The following is a 19621-nucleotide window of genomic DNA, read 5'->3' on the forward strand; positions in this document are numbered from 1 at the left end:
TAAAGCGTAGAGACGAGGCAGATCGATTCAGCCTGGCAGTCGTGCGCTGACGAGGCACAGGCTGCGGTGCTGGCGGAGCTGAATGAGGGTGTGAGAGGTTTTCATAAGCTCAACCCTAACCGCCGGGGTGAAAGATGGCAAGCAGTCGAGAAAAATTGAGAGAAGTTCTGCTATTTACTTAGAAGGCGAGATTTTATGCCTGAAAATTCGGTGGGTTCTGAATTTAATTGCGCGCGCTTTGCAGCGCACGCAATCGAGTCATTCAGGGCTGGAACGCGCCGATAAAGATCGCAGGGTCCACCCGCGCATCGTTGAGGCTGACGTTCCAGTGCATATGTGGGCCGGTGGCGCGGCCGGTCGCGCCGACCTTGCCCACCACTGTCCCACGCACCAGTTGCTGGCCGACCTTCACGTCTATCTTCGACATATGACAGAACATGCTGATAAAGCCTTGGCCGTGGTCGACGAATACGGTGTTGCCGTTGAAGAAGTAGTTACCGACCAGAATCACCTTGCCGTTCGCCGGCGTCTTGATCGGCGTACCGGCCGGCACGGCGAAATCCAGGCCCGAATGCGGGTTACGCTCCTCGCCGTTGAAGAAACGGCGCACACCGAACTTGCTCGACAGGGGGCCGTTTACCGGTTTATCCAGCACCAGGTTACTCGGCAGGTTGGGGCTGAAGCTGCGGTAGGCCTTGAGCTGTACGGCCAGTTCGCCTTCGATGCGCTTCAGTTGAGCCGGGTCGGGGTTGACCTGGCTTTTGTTTTTCAGGGTGATGCGCTGTTCCGGGTATTTCTTATAGCCGACGATAAACGGCAGGCTGCGCCCGCCGCTGCTGATGCGCTCGTTACCCGGCTTGACGCTCAGCGGGATACCGACAATCGCCAGCCAATTGTCCTGTTCCTTGACCACCAGCACCGGCTTGCCTTGATAGGTCGCTTTCGGCGCTGCCGCCGAAGGGCCCAGGTCGACCACGGCCACACCACCCGGCACCGGTTTGTTCAAGGTACGGCTGATATAGCTATCGGCGTGGGCATTAAAGGTAAGGCACAGCAGCATCAACAAACTAAAGAGACGAGGCATCAATCAATCCAATAACGAAAGGGTGACGGGTGTCAGGTGGTTGTCTTCCACGCGCACTTGCAATTGGCCTTCACCGAGACGCGCGGTGAGACGCTGGCCGGTGTGGGTTTGCGCCGCGTTGCGAATGGCATGGCCGCGCTCATCCAGCAGGATGCTGTAACCACGGCCCAAGGTCGCCAGCGGGCTGACCACCTGCAATGTCTGCACCTGGCTTTGCAGTTGCAGGCGACGGGCCTTCAGGCCTTCGCGCATGGCGCGGGGCAAGCGTTCGGCGAGGCTGTTCAGGCGCTGGCGCAATAGCGCCAGTTGACGGCCGGGGTGCTGGCCGGCGAGGCGGGTTTCCAGGCGGATCAGGCGCTCGCGACGGGTATTGAGGCTGCGTTCAAAGGCGCGGCGCAGGCGCATATCCAGATCATCCAGGCGCTGGGCCTGCTGGCGCAGACGTTCGCCGGGGTGGCGCAGGCGACGGGCCATGCCTTCCAGACGCAGGCGGTCGTGGGTCAGGCGGTTACGCATCAGCATGACCAGGCGGCGATGCAGGTTTTCCACCTGACGCACCAGATGGCTGGCGTCCGGTGCCAGCAATTCGGCGGCGGCGGACGGGGTAGGGGCGCGTACGTCCGCCACGAAGTCGCTGATGGACACATCGGTTTCATGTCCGACGGCGCTGACAATGGGGGTCACGCAAGCGTCCACCGCCCGGGCTACGGCTTCTTCGTTGAAGCACCAGAGGTCTTCCAGGGAGCCGCCGCCACGGGCCAGAATCAGTGCGTCAAAGCCTCGCGCATCGGCCAGTTTCAGCGCGCGGACAATCTGCGGGATCGCCTCGCGGCCTTGCACGGCGGTCGGGATCAAGGTCAGCTCAATGTTTGGCGCCCGGCGGCGGAACACGCTGATGATGTCGCGGATCACTGCGCCGGTGGGCGAACTGATAATGCCAATGCGTCGAGGATGGGCCGGCAGTGGGACCTTACGCTCGGCACTGAACAAGCCTTCGGCGCTGAGCTTTTCCTTCAAGGCATCGAAGGCCAAACGCAGCGCACCATCACCGGCGGGCTCCACGGTGTCGAGGATCAGTTGGTAGTCGCCACGGCCCTCGAACAGCGAGACCTTGCCGCGCACCTTCACCGCCAGGCCATCTTTCAGCGCCTGGCGCACCCGTGCGGCATTGTTGCGAAACAACGCACAACGTACTTGGGCGCCGCTGTCCTTGAGGGTGAAATACACATGGCCGGAGGCTGGGCGGGCGAGGTTCGAGATCTCGCCTTCGACCCAGATATTGGTGAACACGTCTTCCAGCAACACCCGCGCACGGCCGTTGAGTTGGCTGACAGTCAGGACTTCACGGTCCAGGCCCAGGCGGGCAAAGGGGTCTTTAATCATGGGCGGCAGTTTATAGGCATTCGTGCAAGGTTTGACAGAACTGCTCAACCAACCGGCTCGGCGTCGGTGGGCAGGCCAGGGCCACGGTGCTCAGGCAATCCGGATCGGCCAGCGGTAGAAAGTGCACATTGGCGGGAGCAATGTCCTGCATGGATTTTGGTAATAAGGCGATACCAAACCCGGCCTGGATCAACTGTAGCTGAGTGGTCTTTCGTGACATGACCCGCGCAGCCTTAGGGAAAAATCCGGCGCGCATGCAGAGCTCGGCCGCCAGATAACTCAGGCCGCCACGCTGTGGGTGGGGGATCGAGATAAACGCTTCATCTTTGAGCTGTTCCAGGTCGATGGGCTCGTTGCTACGTGCCAAACGGTGATTCGGCGGCACAGCAAGCAGCAATTGTTCTTTATATAAGGGCTCCACACGTACCCCTTCACGCTGGCGCAACACCGGCAACCGTAGCAGTCCGATATCCAGCCTACCGTCGGCGATTTCCTCCAGTTGCGCCTCGGATGACAGTTTGACGATGTCCATTGATACGCCGGGGCAACGCTCCAACCACGTGTTGATGCCTTGCAACAAAACGCCGCTCATCGGCACGGTGCTCGAATGGCTCAGCCGCAGGGTGCCGAGCTGGCCGTTACCGACCTGGGTCGCGGTTTCACTGGCCTTGAGTAGCTCGCTCAGCAAATTGCGTGCCCTCGGGTAGAACGCTTCACCGGCGGCGGTCAGGCGTGGCTGACGCGCGGTGCGTTCGAACAATGGCGTTTGCAGCTGTTTTTCCAGCTCCTTGATCTGTCGGCTTAGAGCCGATTGCGCCACAAACAGACGTTCGGCGGCGGCGCTGAAGCTGCCGCTGTCGGCGATTTCAACGAAGTAGCGCAGTTGGCGAGTGGAAATCACGCGTCATGCCTTTTCGAGATGGATGGAGGGCTTTGAAGATATTAGTCGCAACCCTCGCCGATGGCTAAAGTGATGGTTATCTCTTACAAGGAAGACTCCATGAGCCCGCTTGAGCTGATGAGCCAGTGGTCGTTTAGCGGTGTGGATTGGCTGGTGATCGGCCTGGGTGTCGTCGTGGCGTACATCGTGTTTGGTATTGCCGGCTTCGGGACGGCGCTGGTGGCGGGGCCTATCCTGATTCTGTTTATGCCGCTGTCGAAGATCATTCCGTTGCTGGTGCTGCTGGATTTTGTCGCGGCCTTTGGCGGCCTGCTGCAAACGCGGAGGGATGTGAATACGTCGGAATTGCTGCGGCTGCTGCCGTGTATGGCCATTGGTTGCACACTGGGCGTGGTGTTTTTGCTCAATCTGCATTCGGACTTGTTGCTGCTGTTGATGGGGCTGTTTATCAGCGCCTATGCCGTCTACACCTTGGCAGTAAAAGCCCGTCCCACGCAGCTCGGCAAAGGCTGGTCGATTCCCATGGGCACCGTCGGCGGCCTGTTTGGCGCGCTGTTCGGCAGTGGCGGCTTTTTATATGCGATCTATCTGAACAGCCGATTATCCAAGGACGCGGCGCGGGCGACTCAAAGTGCGCTGATCAGTTGCAGTACCGTGGTGCGCCTGAGCCTGTTCCTGATCGCCGGGGTGTATGCGGATGTGCCTTTGTTGCTGTTGGCGCTGTGCCTACTGCCAGCGATGGGCCTTGGGCTGTGGTTTGGGCGTAGGTTGACGATGCGTATGTCGCGTGAGGCGTTTGTGCGGTTAGTGACGTGGCTGGTGCTGGCCAGTGGTATTGCGTTGATTGGACGGTATCTGAGCACTTGACCGGATTTCTTCAGGGATTAAGCTGCCAGCCTCCCGGGCGTCATCGCGGGCAAGCCCGGCTCCCACAGTTGAGCGCATTCCAATATGGGAGCCGGGCTTGCCCGCGATGACGCCAGAAGCCACACCGCAGGACTCTCATGAACTCCCAAAGCATCCTTGTCCCGAAAATCTCCACCTTGCCCGTCCACGAGCCCCGCGCGCGCGCGATCGTGCGTTGGCTGGTGCGCAAGAACATCATCAAGGAAGAACTCACCACCTGCGGGCGCACCGGCAACCGCATGGCCTACGCCCTGGCCGACGGTGCCCGCGCCGTGGTCCGGCACCCCGAAGCGCTGCCGTTCAACGAGCCGGTCAATGGCCTGGAGATCATCTACAAACGCTGCATCTACACCCCGGCCAAGGGCTTTCTCGAAGAAGCCGGCTGCCCGGAATGTCGCAAAGAGGTCGGCGAGGCGCTGTTTGAAAGCCTGGAAGACTGGATGCCCGGCCACACCGACAACTTCACCTGCCCGCTGTGTGGGCATGAAGATGACATCAATGGGTTTCTGTTCCTGCAGGAATGCGGGTTTTCCAACCTGGGATTCATCTTCAATAACTGGGCAGAGGCGGGGTTCAAGCAAAGCTTCATCGACGAATTCGCCGATTGGCTGGACCAAAAGATCAGTTGGGTTAAGGTCGAACTTTAATCCATCTATCAGTATTACCAAGTTTGTCAGAGTTTTACATTGAGCCCGACAGGGTGCATGTATATAATGGCGCGCTTCCATTTTCCCGCTCGGGAGCCCCCGCGATGCTGCGTATCAGCCAAGAAGCTCTGACATTCGACGACATTCTCCTAGTGCCCGGTTATTCCGAGGTGCTTCCTAACGAAGTCAGTCTCAAGACCCGCCTAACCCGTGGCATCGAGCTGAATATTCCCCTGGTTTCCGCTGCGATGGACACCGTTACCGAAGCCCGCTTGGCCATTGCCATGGCGCAGGAAGGCGGTATCGGGATCATCCACAAGAACATGACCATCGAGCAGCAAGCTGCCGAAGTGCGCAAGGTCAAGCGTTACGAAGCCGGTGTGGTGAAAGATCCAATCACCATCGAAGCCGACGCCACCGTGCGTGATCTGTTCGACCTCACTCGTCTGCACAACATCTCCGGTGTTCCTGTGCTGCACGATGGCGACCTGGTCGGCATCGTCACTTCCCGTGACGTGCGTTTCGAAAACCGTCTTGAAGTCACCGTCCGCGAAGTGATGACGCCTAAAGAGCGCCTCGTGACTGTCAAGGAAGGCGCCGACAAGAACGACGTGCGCGAACTGCTGCACAAGCACCGCATCGAGCGCGTGCTGATCGTCGACGACAAATTCGCCCTCAAAGGCATGATGACCGTCAACGACATCGAAAAAGCCAAGGCTTACCCGCTGGCCAGCAAGGATGACCAAGGTCGTCTGCGCGTGGGCGCTGCCGTCGGTACCGGCAAAGACACCGGTGACCGCGTTGCAGCCTTGGTAGCCGCGGGTGTGGACGTGGTGGTGGTCGATACCGCTCACGGTCACTCCAAAGGCGTGATCGACCGCGTACGTTGGGTCAAACAGAACTTCCCTGACGTGCAGGTGATCGGCGGCAACATCGCCACCGGCGCAGCGGCCAAGGCCCTGGCCGAAGCCGGCGCTGACGCAGTCAAGGTCGGTATCGGCCCTGGCTCGATCTGCACCACGCGTATTGTCGCTGGTGTGGGCGTGCCGCAAATCAGCGCCATCGCCAACGTTGCCGCTGCCCTTGAAGGCACCGGCGTTCCGTTGATCGCTGACGGCGGCATCCGTTTCTCCGGTGACCTGTCCAAGGCCATCGTAGCCGGTGCCTCCTGCGTGATGATGGGCTCGATGTTCGCCGGTACCGAAGAAGCACCGGGTGAGATCGAACTGTTCCAGGGCCGTTCGTACAAGGCTTACCGTGGCATGGGTTCGCTGGGCGCCATGTCCCAGGCTCAAGGCTCGTCCGACCGTTACTTCCAGGACTCCTCGGCAGGCGCCGAGAAGCTCGTTCCGGAAGGCATCGAAGGCCGTGTTCCTTACAAAGGCACCCTGAGCGCCATCATCCATCAACTGATGGGCGGCCTGCGTTCTTCGATGGGCTACACCGGCAGCGCCGACATCGAAGAAATGCGCACCAAGCCAGAGTTCGTACGGATCACCGGCGCCGGCATGGCTGAATCCCATGTCCACGACGTGCAGATCACCAAGGAAGCGCCAAACTACCGCGTAGGTTGAGGCTTCCAGCAAAATGTTAAGTAACCGGGGCTGTTCTTCAGCCCCGAGTTGTTTCTGATTCATTAGACGAGACTGACTTCATGGCCCTCGACATTCACGCCCACCGCATCCTGATCCTCGACTTCGGTTCCCAGTACACCCAACTGATCGCCCGCCGCGTGCGTGAAATCGGCGTGTATTGCGAACTGCACCCGTTCGACATGGATGACGAAGCGATTCGCGAATTCGCACCGAAAGGCGTCATCCTCGCCGGTGGCCCCGAGTCCGTGCACGAAGCCAACAGCCCGCGCTGCCCTCAAGCCGTATTCGACCTGGGCGTGCCGGTCTTCGGTATCTGCTACGGCATGCAGACCATGGCCGAGCAACTGGGCGGCAAGGTTGAAGGTTCCGAGCTGCGTGAATTCGGTTATGCCCGTGTAGATGTGGTCGGCAAAAGCCGCCTGCTGGACGGCATCGAAGACCACGTTGACGCCGATGGCCTGTTCGGCCTCGACGTGTGGATGAGCCACGGTGACAAGGTCACCAAGATGCCGGAAGACTTCCACATCCTTGCCAGCACTCCAAGCTGCCCGATCGCCGGCATGTTCAGCGACGAGCGTCGTTACTACGGCGTTCAGTTCCACCCGGAAGTGACCCACACCAAGCAAGGCGGCCGCATCCTGTCGCGCTTCATCCTCGACATCTGCGAGTGTGAAGCCCTGTGGACCCCGTCGAAAATCGCTGAAGACGCCATCGCCAACGTGCGTGCCCAGGTTGGTACCGACAACGTGCTGCTCGGCCTGTCCGGCGGCGTTGACTCCTCTGTGGTTGCTGCGCTGCTGCACAAAGCCATCGGCGACCAACTGACCTGCGTGTTCGTCGACAACGGCCTGCTGCGCCTGCACGAAGGTGAGCAAGTGATGGCCATGTTCGCCGAGAACATGGGCGTCAAGGTGATCCGCGCCAACGCCGAAGACCAGTTCCTCAACAACCTGGCCGGCGAGTCCGACCCGGAGAAGAAGCGCAAGATCATCGGTCGTACCTTCATCGACGTATTCGATGCCCAGTCCAACAAACTGGACAACATCAAGTACCTCGCCCAAGGCACCATCTACCCTGACGTGATCGAGTCGGCCGGCGCCAAGAGCGGCAAGGCCCACGTGATCAAGTCCCACCACAACGTGGGTGGCCTGCCTGAGGAAATGAACCTCAAGCTGGTAGAACCACTGCGCGAATTGTTCAAGGACGAAGTCCGTCGTCTGGGCCTGGAACTGGGCCTGCCGTACGACATGGTCTACCGCCACCCATTCCCAGGCCCGGGCTTGGGCGTGCGTATCCTCGGTGAAGTGAAGAAGGAATACGCCGACCTGCTGCGTCGTGCCGACCACATCTTCATCGAAGAACTGCGCAAGGCCGACTGGTACCACAAGGTCAGTCAGGCGTTCGTAGTGTTCCAGCCGGTGAAATCGGTTGGCGTTGTCGGCGATGGCCGTCGTTACGCCTGGGTCGTTGCCCTGCGTGCCGTAGAAACCATCGACTTCATGACCGCCCGCTGGGCCCACCTGCCGTACGAACTGCTGGAGACTGTCAGCGGCCGTATCATCAATGAGATCGAAGGCATCTCGCGCGTTACTTATGACGTGTCGAGCAAGCCGCCAGCGACGATTGAGTGGGAATGATTGGGCGTCCGGCATTGTCCGGTACGATCTAGCAAGAAATACCCTGAAGCCCGCGTAATTGCGGGCTTTTGGTTTTTTGGTGCTGGCAAATTCTGGCCGCTTTGTGCATCGCTAAGACAGTTACTTCATCAACGATACTCAAGCTGTATCACAGTCTTCCAGTAGGGGGCTAAACCAGTAGATGCAGGGCATTTTCTGCTCCGCCAAATCAAGGATGGAACATTTATGAAAATACGGATCTGGCTCAAAAGCTTCGCGTTGCTAATGCTGGTGGGCCTGGTGTTGAGTACAACGCTTCACCTCGCGCTTTACCTGCCGTTCATTGTGAAATACGTGGGGGTGGGTAGTTCACTCGGCCAGAAGATGCTGATATTCACTGCCATGGACATCCTTGCTTACCTAGTCTGGGTCTTGCCGGCAGGGTTGTTGTTGATATTCAACTTACGAAAGTCCGCCTACGGTGTAATGCTCATCGTAATTCTGACCTCCCTGAAATTCCCAGAGGCTCTTGCGCTGGCGCAATTGCTGATGTGGCTGTGGGCTGTGTGTCTGGTGCTGAGGACTGTGTTGCTGGCGGTGTGGCTAAGCGGGTGCAAACTTCGCGACCTTTATAACTATCACCGTTCCAAATGATTGCGACCCCAGCAGGGCTTCAAGCGAGTTAGAAGAATTCATCCAGCAAGCAGTAAAACCTCATGCGCTGCTCATCAGGCTCAATACCGTAACGCTCGAAAAATGGCTTTACCCATTCCTGCCCAAGGTTACGCCCGATGCTGCGTGCCGCGAGCGCCAAGTCTTGGTATCGGTCGCTGATACCCAGGCGCCCGCAGTCGATGAACCCACTGAAACGGCCGCCTTGCGCCATGAAATTTGGCAGGCAGGCGTCACCATGGGCCACTACCAGATCATGGGTGTTTGGCTGAGTCGACAAGAGTTCGGCCAGCACATCTTCCGCGCTGCGTCCGAGTCGTTCGTCGTCGAAGTCTGTCTCATCGACCAGCCCGGCACGAACGCGCTCCCGCGCGAGCCCGATGCGTTGCTGTAGAGGGTGATCGAAGGGGCATTGCGCGAGGCGTATCTGGTGCAAGGTACGCAGGGCCGTTGCCAGTATGTCGATGGTTTGCGCGGCAGACAGCGTGTTGGCGCTGGCCAGGTCCTGTCCCGGAAGGGCGGTCATCAGCACCCAGTGGTGATGGTTTTCTGTCAGCTGAGCCAGCACGATGGGCGCCGGCAAATTAACCTGCTGGAGCCACCGAAGGCGCTCGACTTCATCCGCAAGCTCACCGAACGCTGCCTGGGGCTCGGCCTTCAGGAACAGGTCTGCACCACAGCCCTGGCTCAGGCGAAACACGTCAGCCCGCGATTCACCGATGGCCTGTTGCTCAATCAGCGCCTGCGGGAACTGTTCACGCCACGCGTTCGGAATATTCACTGTGCTTTCCGTTCTCGGCTCAGCGCCGCGCAATATCCGAAAAGTAAAACTTATCCAACGTATGCCGCGACTCGGTGTACTCGAACTGCCGCCCATCCTGCAAAAACGTCTGGTTGCTCACCACGATCACGTGGCTTTGGCCGTCGAGGTCTAGGTGTGTCTGGTCGTCTTTACTGCGGGGCAGGGCTTCGATGGTGCGTTGGGCGTAGCTGATCTGCAGCTGCAAGGTCTGCTCGATAAACGCGTAGATCGACTGCTCGGCAATTGCTTGGTCCAGGCCAGGGATCAGGTCGGCGACAAAGTGGTTGATGTCGAGAATCACCCGTTTACCACCGATGCGCCGCACGCGTTTGATGCGGGTGATCAGGCTGCCGGGTTCGGCTTCGATGTGTTGCTGCAATGAGCCTTCCAGCGGGAACTGCGTGAACTCGACCACTTCGGTGTGTACGTCATCGCCCAGGTCGGCGTGAGTTTCGTGGAAGCTGACGATGCCACCCAGTTGAAATTCGATCGGGTTGGGCGACAGGACGAAGGTGCCTTTGCCGTGGATTTTTTGCGCAAAGCCGCGTTCCTGCAGCTGCTCGATGGCGCGACGCACGGTGCCACGGCTGGCCTGGTAGCTGTCCATCAATTCGGTTTCGGAAGGAAGGCGCGTACCGCGTTGCAGGCGTTCAGTGGTGATGCTGGCAAGCAGATCCGTATAGATCTGGTTGTATTTGCTCATGTGATGGCTGCTCTGTGCCCGGCTTTCTGTAGGTGAACGGTGCGTTCAAGGCAGGAACCTTAGTGGCAGCGGTGGGGTTTGTCCATTGGGCCTTGGAAAGCGGTAAGCCAATATTTTTAAACTCGTCTGTACGAGTTGTTGCTTTAACTCGTACAGACGAGTACTTTTGGCTTCGGCGTGCTGCCAATGACTGCCCTCAAATAAAAAAATCAAAGTGGAAACCAAGCATGAGCCACGACTATTCAACGATCGCCCGCGAGATTCTCGACAACCTCGGGGGGCGCGAAAACCTTGAGCAAGCTGCCCACTGCGTGACCCGCCTGCGCCTGGCGCTCAAGGACCCAAGCCTGGTCAATAACAGCGCGCTGAACCAGGTCGATCTGGTCAAAGGCTCGTTCTTCACCGGTGGTCTGTTCCAAGTGGTCATCGGCCCCGGCGAAGTGGAAAAGGTCTACGCCGCCCTGCGCGAACAGACCGGCCTCGCCGCTGCCACCATCGCCGACGTAAAGAAGAAGGGCGCCGACAAGACCAACGCCATGCAGCGTCTGGTGCGGGTGTTTTCCGATGTGTTCATGCCGATCCTGCCGGCGCTGATCATCGCCGGCCTGCTGATGGGTGTGAACAACCTGATGGGCGCCAAGGGCATGTTCATCGAGGGCAAGACGTTGCTGGAGGCGTATCCGAACCTGGATGGCCTCTGGAGCCTGATCAACCTGATGGCCAACACCTCGTTCGTGTTCCTGCCGGCGCTGGTGGGCTGGTCGGCGGCGAAGCGGTTTGGCGGCAGTGAAATCCTCGGCATCGTGCTCGGGCTGATGCTGGTGCACCCGGACCTGCTCAATGCCTGGAACTACGGCAAGGCGGTGGCGGGGCTCGACGGCCAGAGCCTGCCGTATTTCGATATTTTCGGCTGGTTCAAGATCGAGAAAGTCGGCTACCAGGGGCAGATCCTGCCGATCCTGATGGCGGCGTATGTGATGAGCGTCATCGAGAAATGGCTGCGTGCTCGCGTGCCCAATGCCATTCAACTGCTGGTCGTGCCGATCACCACCATCGTTGTTACCGGCGTGCTGGCGTTGGCGATCATCGGCCCGGTGACCCGTCACCTCGGCATCCTGATCACCGAAGGCGTGGTCACCCTGTTTGATCTGGCGCCCATGCTCGGCGGGGCGATTTTCGGCCTGCTGTATGCACCGTTGGTGATCACCGGCATGCACCACATGTTCCTCGCCGTGGACCTGCAACTGATTTCCACCCAAGGCGGCACCTTTATCTGGCCGATGATCGTGATGTCCAACCTGGCCCAGGGCAGTGCCGCGCTTGCGGTGTTCTACATGACCCGTAATGCGCGGGACAAAAGCATGGCCTCGACCTCGGCGATTTCCGCGTACTTCGGTATCACTGAGCCGGCGATGTTCGGGGTGAACCTGCGCTTCAAGTTTCCGTTCTATGCGGCACTGCTTGGCTCGGCGCTGGGCAGCATTTTCCTGTCGATGAACAAGGTGCAGGCGTCAGCCATCGGGGTGGGTGGCTTGCCTGGGTTTATTTCGATCGTGCCGAGTGCCATTCCGATGTTTGTGATTGGGATGGTGGTCGCGATGGTGGTGCCGTTTGTTCTGACCTGTGCGTTGAGCATGAAGATTGTTCGGCCGGGTTATCGCGTCGCCTGATCGACCGCTATCGGGGGCAAGCCCCCTCCCACATTTGACCGCGCTCCCCTGTGCCGGCGATAGGGCCCAAGAGGCCGGCACACAATTCAACTGAAGGAACCCAGCATGCAAACCTGGCAACACTCGGTGATCTACCAGATCTACCCCAAAAGCTTCCACAGCCACGCGGGTAACGCCACCGGTGACCTGCTGGGCATCGTGGACAAACTCGATTACCTCCAATGGCTGGGCGTGGATTGCCTGTGGATCACGCCGTTCCTGCGCTCGCCGCAACGGGACAACGGCTACGACATCAGCGACTACTACGCCATCGACCCCAGCTACGGGACCATGGCCGACTGCGACCTGCTCATCAGCGAAGCGGCCAAGCGCGGAATCAAGTTGATGCTCGACATCGTGGTCAACCACACCTCCATCGAGCACGAGTGGTTCCAACAAGCGCGCAGCAGCCTCGACAACCCGTACCGCGACTTCTACATCTGGCGTGACCAGCCGAACAACTGGGAATCCAAGTTCGGCGGCTCGGCCTGGGAATACGAAGCGCAGACCGGCCAGTATTTCCTGCACCTGTTTGACCACACCCAGGCCGACCTCAACTGGGACAACCCCAAGGTCCGTGCCGAAGTGTTCAAGCTGATGCGCTTCTGGCGCGACAAAGGCGTAGGCGGTTTCCGGCTGGACGTGATCAACCTGATCTCCAAGCCTGCCGACTTCCCCGAAGACACCAGTGACGGCCGCCGCTTCTACACCGACGGCCCCAACGTGCACGAATACCTGCAAGAGATGCACCGCGAAGTCTTCGAAGGCCATGACCTGATCAACGTCGGCGAAATGTCGTCCACCAGCCTGGAACACTGCATTCGTTACTCTCGGCCTGAGTCGAAAGAACTGTCGATGACCTTCAACTTTCATCACCTGAAAGTGGACTACCCCAACCTGCAAAAGTGGGTAAAGGCCGACTTCGATTTCCTGCAACTCAAGCGGATCTTGTCTGACTGGCAACTGGGCATGCAGGCCGGTGGCGGTTGGAATGCATTGTTCTGGTGTAACCACGACCAGCCGCGAGTGGTCTCGCGCTTTGGGGACGACGGTGAACACCGCGTGGTCTCGGCGAAGATGCTCGCCACGGCGCTGCACTTCCTCCAGGGCACACCGTTCGTGTACCAGGGCGAAGAGTTGGGCATGACCAATCCGGGTTTCGACGCGATCGAACAGTACCGCGATGTGGAGACCCTCAATATCTATCGCCTCAAACGCGATGCCGGTGAATCCGAGGCGTCGAGCATGGCGGCGATCATGCAGAAGTCCCGCGATAACGGACGCACACCGATGCAGTGGAACACGCAGGCCAACGCTGGTTTCAGCAGTGGCGAGCCGTGGATCGGCGTTGCGGCCAATGCGGCGCAGATCAATGTCGACAGCCAGCGTGATGACCCGGACTCGGTGCTGCATCACTACCGCGCGCTGATCGCCTTGCGTCGTCACGAACCGCTGATTCAAGAGGGCGTTTACTGCGAACTGCTGCAAGACCATCCCCAAGTCTGGGCTTACCTGCGCGAGGGCCACGGCGAACGCCTACTGGTGCTGAACAATTTCTACGGGCAGCCCTGTGACATCCAACTGCCCGAGAGCGTGATCAGTGCGGCGAGCGAGCAGCGTCTGTTGATCAGCAATTACCCCGACTGTCCGCGGCGTACGTCTTCGGTGGTGCTGCGCCCTTACGAATCCTTCGTGCTGCACCTCAAGGACTAAGACCCGTTGTAACCCCCGTATGGGAGTGCGGGGGCGCTGCAAAAAAACATAATAAAAATATCGGAGTGCTTCATGAAAACAACAATAAAGTTGGGCCTCGTTGCATCCTGCCTGAGCCTGCCTCTCGGCGCTCAAGCCCTCGAATTCGCCGGCTATTTGCGTAGTGGCGCGGGGACGTCAACCGGCAGTGGCCCGCAGCAATGTTTCCAACTGCCGGGCGCGCAATCCAAATACCGTTTGGGTAATGAATGCGAGCAATACGGCGAACTGGAACTGCGCCAGGACCTGCTGACCTTTGACGATGGCTCGGTGCTTAGCGTCGATGCCATGGCTTCCCTCTACAACAAGTACGACCGCGAGCTGAAATTCCAGGGCGAGAATAACGGCTCGGCGCGCATGCCGCAGATGTATGCGCAATGGTCGAACCTGCCCGCCCTCAACGGCGGTTCGGTGTGGGCCGGTCGGCGTTACTACAAACGTAACGACATCCATATCTCCGATTTCTACTACTGGAACCAGAGCGCCACCGGCGGCGGCATCGAGGACGTGCTGATCGGCGACCTTAAATACAGCTACGCCATTTCGCGCAAGGACAACCTGTACCAGAAGGAATACGCCACCCGTCACGACTTCAACGTCGCGGGCTTCAAGACCAACCCCGGCGGCGAGCTGGAGCTGGGCTTGAGCTATATCGAGAAAGCCGGCGGTCGCGATACCAACAGCGGCTGGGCACTGACAGCGCAGCACGTGCAAAAACCTTTCCTCGGCGGCAAGAACAAATTCGCCCTGCAATACGGCGAAGGCCCCGGCACTGGCCTGGGCTACACAGGCAATACCTTCCTGGATAAAAGCAGCAAAAGTTATCGCGCCGTGGAGTTCTTCGACTGGCAAGTGACCCCGCGCTTTGGTGGGCAGATCGAGGCGGTGTACCAGAAGGATATTCGCCCCGGCAGCCAGGACCAGACCTGGATGTCCATCGGCGTGCGCCCGGCCTATGCCCTCAGCGAGCAATTCAAACTGGTCACCGAGCTGGGCCATGATCAAGTCGATGCCAGCGGCGGTACGCGCAAGTTGAGCAAATTCACCTTCGCCCCTACATGGTCGCCCAAAGGCCCGGATTTCTGGGCACGGCCCGAAGTGCGCTTGTACTACACCTATGCCACCTGGAACGAAGCTGCCAAGCGTGCGGCGAATGAACTGGCGGCTGGTTCGGCGTTATCCGACACCGGGTCCTACGGCACCGCGCGGCATGGATCGAACTTTGGTGTGCAGGTCGAGTATTGGTGGAAGTGATCCCTCTTCTGCCCAATGATTTTTACAGAACCAAACAGCAGGTGACGTCATGACCGCAACTCAACCCCTGGAATTGCTGGCGCCTTTATCCGGCGTGCTGCTGGCGCTGGATCAGGTGCCGGACCCGGTGTTCGCCAGCCGCATGATCGGCGACGGCCTGTGCATCGATCCCACCTCGCAGACCTTGTGCGCACCGTTGACCGGGGTGGTCAGCAATATTCAGAACACGGGGCACGCGGTGAGTATCACCGACGACAACGGCGTGCAGGTGCTGATGCATATCGGCCTGGATACCGTGAACCTGGCGGGCAAGGGCTTCACCCGATTGGTCGAAGAAGGCCAGCGGGTGGAGGCCGGCGAGCCGCTGATCGAATTTGACGCTGACTACGTGGCGCTCAATGCCCGCAGTTTGCTGACCCTGATGCTCGTGGTCAGCGGCGAACCGTTCACCCTGCTGGCAAACGGTGCTGTCGACATCGGCCAGCCGCTGTTGCAGGTATCCCCAGGCGAGCCGATTGAAGCTGCAAGCGAGGAGGAGGGTGATGCGCTGTTCTCCAAACCGCTGAGCCTGCCCAACGCCAATGGCCTGCACGCGCGCCCGGCGGCGGTATTTGCCCAGGCGGCGAAGGGGTTCAATGCGAGCATTTATCTGCACAAGCAAACCCAAAGCGCCAACGCGAAATCCCTGGTGGCGATCATGGCGCTGCAAACCGTGCAGGGCGATATCTTGCAGGTGAGTGCGGCGGGAGAAGAGGCTGAGGCGGCCATCAAGGCGTTGGTGGAATTGCTGGCGCAAGGGTGCGGCGAGCCGGTCGCGGCAACGGTGGCGGTGGTTGAGTCGGTGGTGTCTGCGACTGTGCTGCGAGGTGTTTGCGCATCGCCGGGTTCGGCGTGTGGTCATGTGGTGCAGGTGGCTGAGCCTGAACTGAACATCCCTGAAAAGGGCGCGGGCGAAGCGGTCGAGCGTGCCGCGCTGGCGCGTGCGCTGCGGGCTGCTACGGAAGCGCTGCAAACCTTGCAAGCCAAGGCGGTCGGCAGTGCCCAGGCGGAGATTTTCCGTGCTCATCAGGAATTGCTCGAAGACCCGACCCTGCTGGAACACGCCCATGGCCTGCTCGCCGCTGGCAAAAGCGCAGCATTTTCCTGGCACAGCGCCACGGCGGCCACGGTCAAGTTGTTCCAGGGGCTGGGCAATGCGCTGATCGCTGAGCGTGCAGCGGACCTGGCCGATGTGGGCCAGCGCGTACTCAAACTGATCCTGGAAATTGAGGACCGCGCCTGGGATCTGCCCGAGTGCGCCATCTTGATCGCCGAGCAACTGACCCCGTCACAAACCGCCAGCCTCGACACCGGCAAGGTGTTGGGGTTTGTCACGGTCGGCGGCGGTGCGACCAGTCATGTGGCGATCCTCGCCCGTGCTTTGGGTTTGCCAGCGATCTGTGGTGTGCCCGTGCAAGTACTGGCGCTGGCCAACGGCAAACACGTCCTGCTGGATGCCGATAAGGGCGAGCTGCACTTGGAGCCGAACCAGGCTGAGATCGAACAGTTGAAAGCCGCACGTCAACAACAGGCACAGCGACAGCAGCGCGACGTTGCACAGGCTGCGTTGCCCGCCATCACGCGCGACGGCCATCACGTTGAGGTCACGGCCAACGTCGCCTCATTGCAGGAGGTGGAGCAGTCGCTGACTCTCGGCGGTGAAGGGGTCGGCTTGCTGCGTTCGGAGTTTCTGTACCTCGACCGCAACCGCGCGCCGAGCCCGGAGGAGCAGGCCAGCACCTACACGGCCATCGCCCGCGCCCTGGGCGCTGAGCGCAACCTGGTTGTGCGCACGCTGGACGTGGGCGGCGACAAACCGCTGGCCTACGTGCCGATGGAGGCCGAGACCAACCCGTTCCTGGGCTTGCGCGGCATTCGCCTGTGCCTGGAGCGCCCGGAACTGTTGCGCGAACAGTTCCGCGCGATCCTCGCCAGCGCCGGCTTGGCGCGGCTGCATATCATGTTGCCGATGGTCAGCCTGCTGTCGGAACTGCACCTGGCCCGCAGGATTCTCGAAGAAGAAGCGCTGGCGCTGGGGGTGGCCGAGTTGCCGAAGCTGGGGATCATGATCGAAGTGCCCTCTGCGGCGTTGATGGCTGACGTGTTTGCGCCCCATGTGGATTTCTTCTCCATCGGCACCAACGACCTGACCCAATACACCCTGGCCATGGATCGCGACCACCCACGCCTGGCCAGCCAGGCGGACAGCTTTCACCCGGCGGTATTGCGCTTGATCGCCACCACCGTCAAGGCCGCCCATGCCCATGGCAAGTGGGTTGGCGTATGCGGCGCGCTGGCGTCCGAAGCGCTGGCGGTGCCGGTGCTGATCGGGCTGGGGGTGGATGAGTTATCGGTCAGCGTGCCGTTGATCCCGACCATCAAGGCCACCGTGCGCGAGCTGGACCTGGTCGACTGCCAGAGCATTGCCCGTCAGGTGCTGGGCCTGGAAGAGGCCGCCCAAGTGCGCGAGGCCTTGCGTGGCTTTCACGCGGCGACCGTCGAAACCTCATCTGTGCTGGAGAACTGAGCATGTTGGATAAATTGAAGCAGGCGTTCTGGAAAGCCCTGACCCCGGATTTGATTGCCGAAACGGTCGAGGCGCCGACGCAGAGTCTAGTGTCGGCCGACGTGCTGAATGCGTTGGGTGGCGCGGATAACCTCACGTCGCAACAGCGTGTGGCACTGACGCGGGTTAGGGTGCAATTGCAGGATGTGGGGCGGTTGGATGAGTCAGCGTTGAAAGCGGCGGGTGTGCCGGGTGTGATGGTGTTGGCGGGAGGTGTGGTGCACCTGATCACTGGCCTACAAGACGACGGTGATCGAATGTGAGCCGTTTGAATGGGGTGGAATTGACTTGCTTGTGGTGAGCGGGCTTGTCCCGCGCTGGTTGGTGGCGTTTAGAGCTTAGGGTTGTCTTCCGCAGGCTTGGTCTTGTCCACACCTGGCACATGCAGGTTGCCTTCGACCACCTGGTTGCCTTCCAGCTGCGGCTGCGTCACCCACGTCAGAATGTCGTAGTAGCGCCGGATGTTCGCCACAAAGTGCACCGGCTCACCGCCCCGGGCGTAGCCGTAGCGGGTCTTGCTGTACCACTGCTTCTGCGACAGGCGCGGCAGCATTTTCTTCACATCCAACCACTTGTTCGGGTTCAGGCCTTCTTTCTTCGCCAGGGTGCGCGCGTCGTCCAGATGGCCGGTGCCGACGTTATAGGCGGCGAGGGCAAACCAGGTGCGGTCCGGCTCGGCGATGCTGTCGTCCAACTCATCCTTGATTTTGGCCAGGTACTTGGCGCCGCCCATGATGCTCTGCTTGGGATCCAGGCGGTTGGACACGCCCATGGCCTGTGCGGTGTTCTGTGTCAGCATCATCAGGCCGCGCACGCCGGTCTTGGAGGTGACCGCCGGTTGCCACAGTGATTCCTGGTAGCCGATGGCCGCTAACAGGCGCCAGTCGACCTTTTCTTCCTTGGCATAGGCTCGGAAGTGTTTCTCGTATTTGGGCAGGCGCTGCTGCAGATGCTGGGCGAAGGTGTAGGCGCCGACATAACCGAGCACATCGACGTGCCCGTAATAGCGGTCTTTGAGACGTTGCAGGGTGCCGTTCTTTTCCACCTTGTCCAGGTAGCTGTTGATCTCGTTGAGCAGGCTGTTGTCTTCGCCGGCGGCCACGGCCCAGCTCTGGTTGCTGGCGTTGCCCAGGTCGAAGGCCACTCGTACGTTGGGGAAGTACACCTGGTTCATCGCGACTTCGTTGGAGTCCACCAGGGTCAGGTCGATTTGCCCCTCGTCCACCATGCGCAGCAGGTCGACCACCTCAACCGCGTCGGATTCTTCGTACTCGATTGCAGGGTTTTGCTTTTTCAGCTCGGCCAATTGCTCGGCGTGGGTACTGCCCTTGAGCACCATGATCTTTTTGCCCACTAGGTCCGCCGCGTTCGTCGGCCGTGACTGGCCGTTGCGGTAGATGACCTGCGGAGTGACTTCAAGGTAAGGATGGGAGAAACGCACCTGTTGCTGGCGCTGCTCGCTGCTGACCAGGCCGGCGGCGGCGAGCACCGGGCCATTGGTCTTGCCCAGTTGGCCGAACAGGTCGTCGAGGTTGTCGGCAGTCTCGATCTCCAGCTTCACGCCCAGGTCGTCGGCAAAGCGCTTGACCAGTTCATATTCGAAACCGGTTTCACCGTTGCGGTCCTGGAAATACGTGGCCGGGCTGTTCCGGGTAATGACCCGCAATACGCCATCCTCCTTGATTCGCTCAAGCGTGCTGGGTTTATCAACACAGGCGCTGAGCATCAGGAAGAGTCCGGTGGCGATGAGCCATTTGGCGCATCGCGGGCGCAAAGCAGTTGGTGAGAACATCTGCGCAGTATACGCAAACGGCCCACGGCGCCATATCTCGACAGCGGGGGACTTGTCTGCTAGCGCCGCCAAAACTGTGCTGCAGCCCGCAGAAACGTGGCTTGGCGGGCAAATGTGACGGTTAAAATAACTACGCGCAATGCCTTGGATAACGCCCCGATAGTGTGCAAACCGTGCCAACTGACGTCCGGCAGCAGCCA

Annotated in this window: 16 protein-coding genes; 10 read left to right on the forward strand and 6 right to left on the reverse strand. The window is 60.0% G+C overall.

What is annotated here, in order from left to right:
• Positions 1–262: 262 nt before the first annotated feature.
• Genes AB4N82_RS15235 through AB4N82_RS15245 form a run of 3 tightly spaced genes read right to left on the reverse strand, consistent with a single transcriptional unit; the run spans position 263 to position 3368 of the window.
• A complete protein-coding gene (locus AB4N82_RS15235; protein ID WP_032890722.1) occupies positions 263–1084 on the reverse strand; it encodes a M23 family metallopeptidase in 822 nt (273 codons plus the stop codon).
• A 3-nt stretch (positions 1085–1087) separates the two neighbouring features.
• On the reverse strand, positions 1088–2467 hold the full coding sequence (xseA, locus tag AB4N82_RS15240; protein ID WP_122680807.1) for an exodeoxyribonuclease VII large subunit: 1380 nt from the start codon (positions 2465–2467) through the stop codon (positions 1088–1090).
• 10 nt (positions 2468–2477) lie between these two features.
• Positions 2478–3368, reverse strand: coding sequence for a LysR family transcriptional regulator (locus AB4N82_RS15245; protein ID WP_122763842.1), 891 nt, complete (start codon positions 3366–3368; stop codon positions 2478–2480).
• A gap of 99 nt (positions 3369–3467) precedes the next feature.
• Between AB4N82_RS15245 and AB4N82_RS15250 the strand changes: the two genes are divergently transcribed.
• From AB4N82_RS15250 to AB4N82_RS15270, 5 genes are all read left to right on the forward strand, one after another.
• Complete coding sequence (locus tag AB4N82_RS15250) at positions 3468–4235, forward strand: sulfite exporter TauE/SafE family protein (RefSeq protein WP_122763841.1); 768 nt, start codon at positions 3468–3470, stop codon at positions 4233–4235.
• A gap of 137 nt (positions 4236–4372) precedes the next feature.
• The gene (locus AB4N82_RS15255) at positions 4373–4921 is read left to right on the forward strand and encodes a hypothetical protein (protein WP_032890730.1); all 549 of its coding nucleotides are present in this window, start codon (positions 4373–4375) and stop codon (positions 4919–4921) included.
• Positions 4922–5025: 104 nt separating this feature from the next.
• Positions 5026–6495 carry an IMP dehydrogenase gene (guaB, locus tag AB4N82_RS15260; protein WP_003209646.1) on the forward strand — a complete coding sequence of 490 codons (1470 nt, stop codon included), beginning with the start codon at positions 5026–5028 and terminating at the stop codon, positions 6493–6495.
• Positions 6496–6575: 80 nt separating this feature from the next.
• A complete protein-coding gene (gene guaA / locus AB4N82_RS15265) occupies positions 6576–8153 on the forward strand; it encodes a glutamine-hydrolyzing GMP synthase (protein ID WP_032890732.1) in 1578 nt (525 codons plus the stop codon).
• A gap of 225 nt (positions 8154–8378) precedes the next feature.
• Positions 8379–8786: a hypothetical protein gene (locus tag AB4N82_RS15270; RefSeq protein ID WP_122756096.1), complete on the forward strand. Its 408-nt coding sequence runs from the start codon at positions 8379–8381 to the stop codon at positions 8784–8786.
• A gap of 28 nt (positions 8787–8814) precedes the next feature.
• On the opposite strand, the gene AB4N82_RS15275 is transcribed toward AB4N82_RS15270, so the two are convergent.
• The gene (locus AB4N82_RS15275; RefSeq protein WP_206073143.1) at positions 8815–9585 is read right to left on the reverse strand and encodes an APH(3')-II family aminoglycoside O-phosphotransferase; all 771 of its coding nucleotides are present in this window, start codon (positions 9583–9585) and stop codon (positions 8815–8817) included.
• A gap of 19 nt (positions 9586–9604) precedes the next feature.
• A complete protein-coding gene (treR, locus tag AB4N82_RS15280; protein WP_032890738.1) occupies positions 9605–10309 on the reverse strand; it encodes a trehalose operon repressor in 705 nt (234 codons plus the stop codon).
• A 227-nt stretch (positions 10310–10536) separates the two neighbouring features.
• On the opposite strand from treR, the gene treP reads away from it, so the two are divergent.
• The 5 genes from treP to AB4N82_RS15305 all read left to right on the forward strand — a co-directional run bounded on the left by treP (position 10537) and on the right by AB4N82_RS15305 (position 17892).
• Entirely contained in the window at positions 10537–11979 is a 1443-nt protein-coding gene (gene treP, locus AB4N82_RS15285; RefSeq protein WP_032890740.1) for a PTS system trehalose-specific EIIBC component, read from the forward strand.
• Between the two features lie 105 nt (positions 11980–12084).
• Positions 12085–13731 (forward strand): alpha,alpha-phosphotrehalase, encoded by a 1647-nt coding sequence (treC, locus tag AB4N82_RS15290; RefSeq protein WP_122753163.1) that lies wholly within the window; start codon positions 12085–12087, stop codon positions 13729–13731.
• A gap of 72 nt (positions 13732–13803) precedes the next feature.
• On the forward strand, positions 13804–15024 hold the full coding sequence (locus AB4N82_RS15295; protein ID WP_122680810.1) for a maltoporin: 1221 nt from the start codon (positions 13804–13806) through the stop codon (positions 15022–15024).
• A gap of 49 nt (positions 15025–15073) precedes the next feature.
• Positions 15074–17590 (forward strand): phosphoenolpyruvate--protein phosphotransferase, encoded by a 2517-nt coding sequence (ptsP, locus tag AB4N82_RS15300; protein WP_122763826.1) that lies wholly within the window; start codon positions 15074–15076, stop codon positions 17588–17590.
• A gap of 2 nt (positions 17591–17592) precedes the next feature.
• Positions 17593–17892, forward strand: a complete 300-nt coding sequence (locus AB4N82_RS15305) for a PTS transporter subunit EIIB (protein ID WP_032890748.1) — start codon at positions 17593–17595, stop codon at positions 17890–17892.
• Between the two features lie 68 nt (positions 17893–17960).
• Here AB4N82_RS15305 and mltF read toward each other — a convergent pair whose 3' ends face one another.
• Entirely contained in the window at positions 17961–19421 is a 1461-nt protein-coding gene (mltF, locus tag AB4N82_RS15310) for a membrane-bound lytic murein transglycosylase MltF (RefSeq protein ID WP_032890750.1), read from the reverse strand.
• Positions 19422–19621: the final 200 nt, after the last annotated feature.

This window comes from Pseudomonas sp. H1_D04 (assembly GCF_054683855.1).

What these genes read in the sequence shown, in the direction of transcription:
- AB4N82_RS15235 (WP_032890722.1), bottom strand. Translation starts at nt 1,084, where the DNA reads ATGCCTCGTCTCTTTAGTTTGTTGATGCTGCTGTGCCTTACCTTTAAT.
- xseA (WP_122680807.1), bottom strand. Translation starts at nt 2,467, where the DNA reads ATGATTAAAGACCCCTTTGCCCGCCTGGGCCTGGACCGTGAAGTCCTG.
- AB4N82_RS15250 (WP_122763841.1), top strand. Translation starts at nt 3,468, where the DNA reads ATGAGCCCGCTTGAGCTGATGAGCCAGTGGTCGTTTAGCGGTGTGGAT.
- AB4N82_RS15255 (WP_032890730.1), top strand. Translation starts at nt 4,373, where the DNA reads ATGAACTCCCAAAGCATCCTTGTCCCGAAAATCTCCACCTTGCCCGTC.
- guaB (WP_003209646.1), top strand. Translation starts at nt 5,026, where the DNA reads ATGCTGCGTATCAGCCAAGAAGCTCTGACATTCGACGACATTCTCCTA.
- guaA (WP_032890732.1), top strand. Translation starts at nt 6,576, where the DNA reads ATGGCCCTCGACATTCACGCCCACCGCATCCTGATCCTCGACTTCGGT.
- AB4N82_RS15270 (WP_122756096.1), top strand. Translation starts at nt 8,379, where the DNA reads ATGAAAATACGGATCTGGCTCAAAAGCTTCGCGTTGCTAATGCTGGTG.
- treR (WP_032890738.1), bottom strand. Translation starts at nt 10,309, where the DNA reads ATGAGCAAATACAACCAGATCTATACGGATCTGCTTGCCAGCATCACC.
- treP (WP_032890740.1), top strand. Translation starts at nt 10,537, where the DNA reads ATGAGCCACGACTATTCAACGATCGCCCGCGAGATTCTCGACAACCTC.
- treC (WP_122753163.1), top strand. Translation starts at nt 12,085, where the DNA reads ATGCAAACCTGGCAACACTCGGTGATCTACCAGATCTACCCCAAAAGC.
- AB4N82_RS15295 (WP_122680810.1), top strand. Translation starts at nt 13,804, where the DNA reads ATGAAAACAACAATAAAGTTGGGCCTCGTTGCATCCTGCCTGAGCCTG.
- ptsP (WP_122763826.1), top strand. Translation starts at nt 15,074, where the DNA reads ATGACCGCAACTCAACCCCTGGAATTGCTGGCGCCTTTATCCGGCGTG.
- AB4N82_RS15305 (WP_032890748.1), top strand. Translation starts at nt 17,593, where the DNA reads ATGTTGGATAAATTGAAGCAGGCGTTCTGGAAAGCCCTGACCCCGGAT.
- mltF (WP_032890750.1), bottom strand. Translation starts at nt 19,421, where the DNA reads ATGTTCTCACCAACTGCTTTGCGCCCGCGATGCGCCAAATGGCTCATC.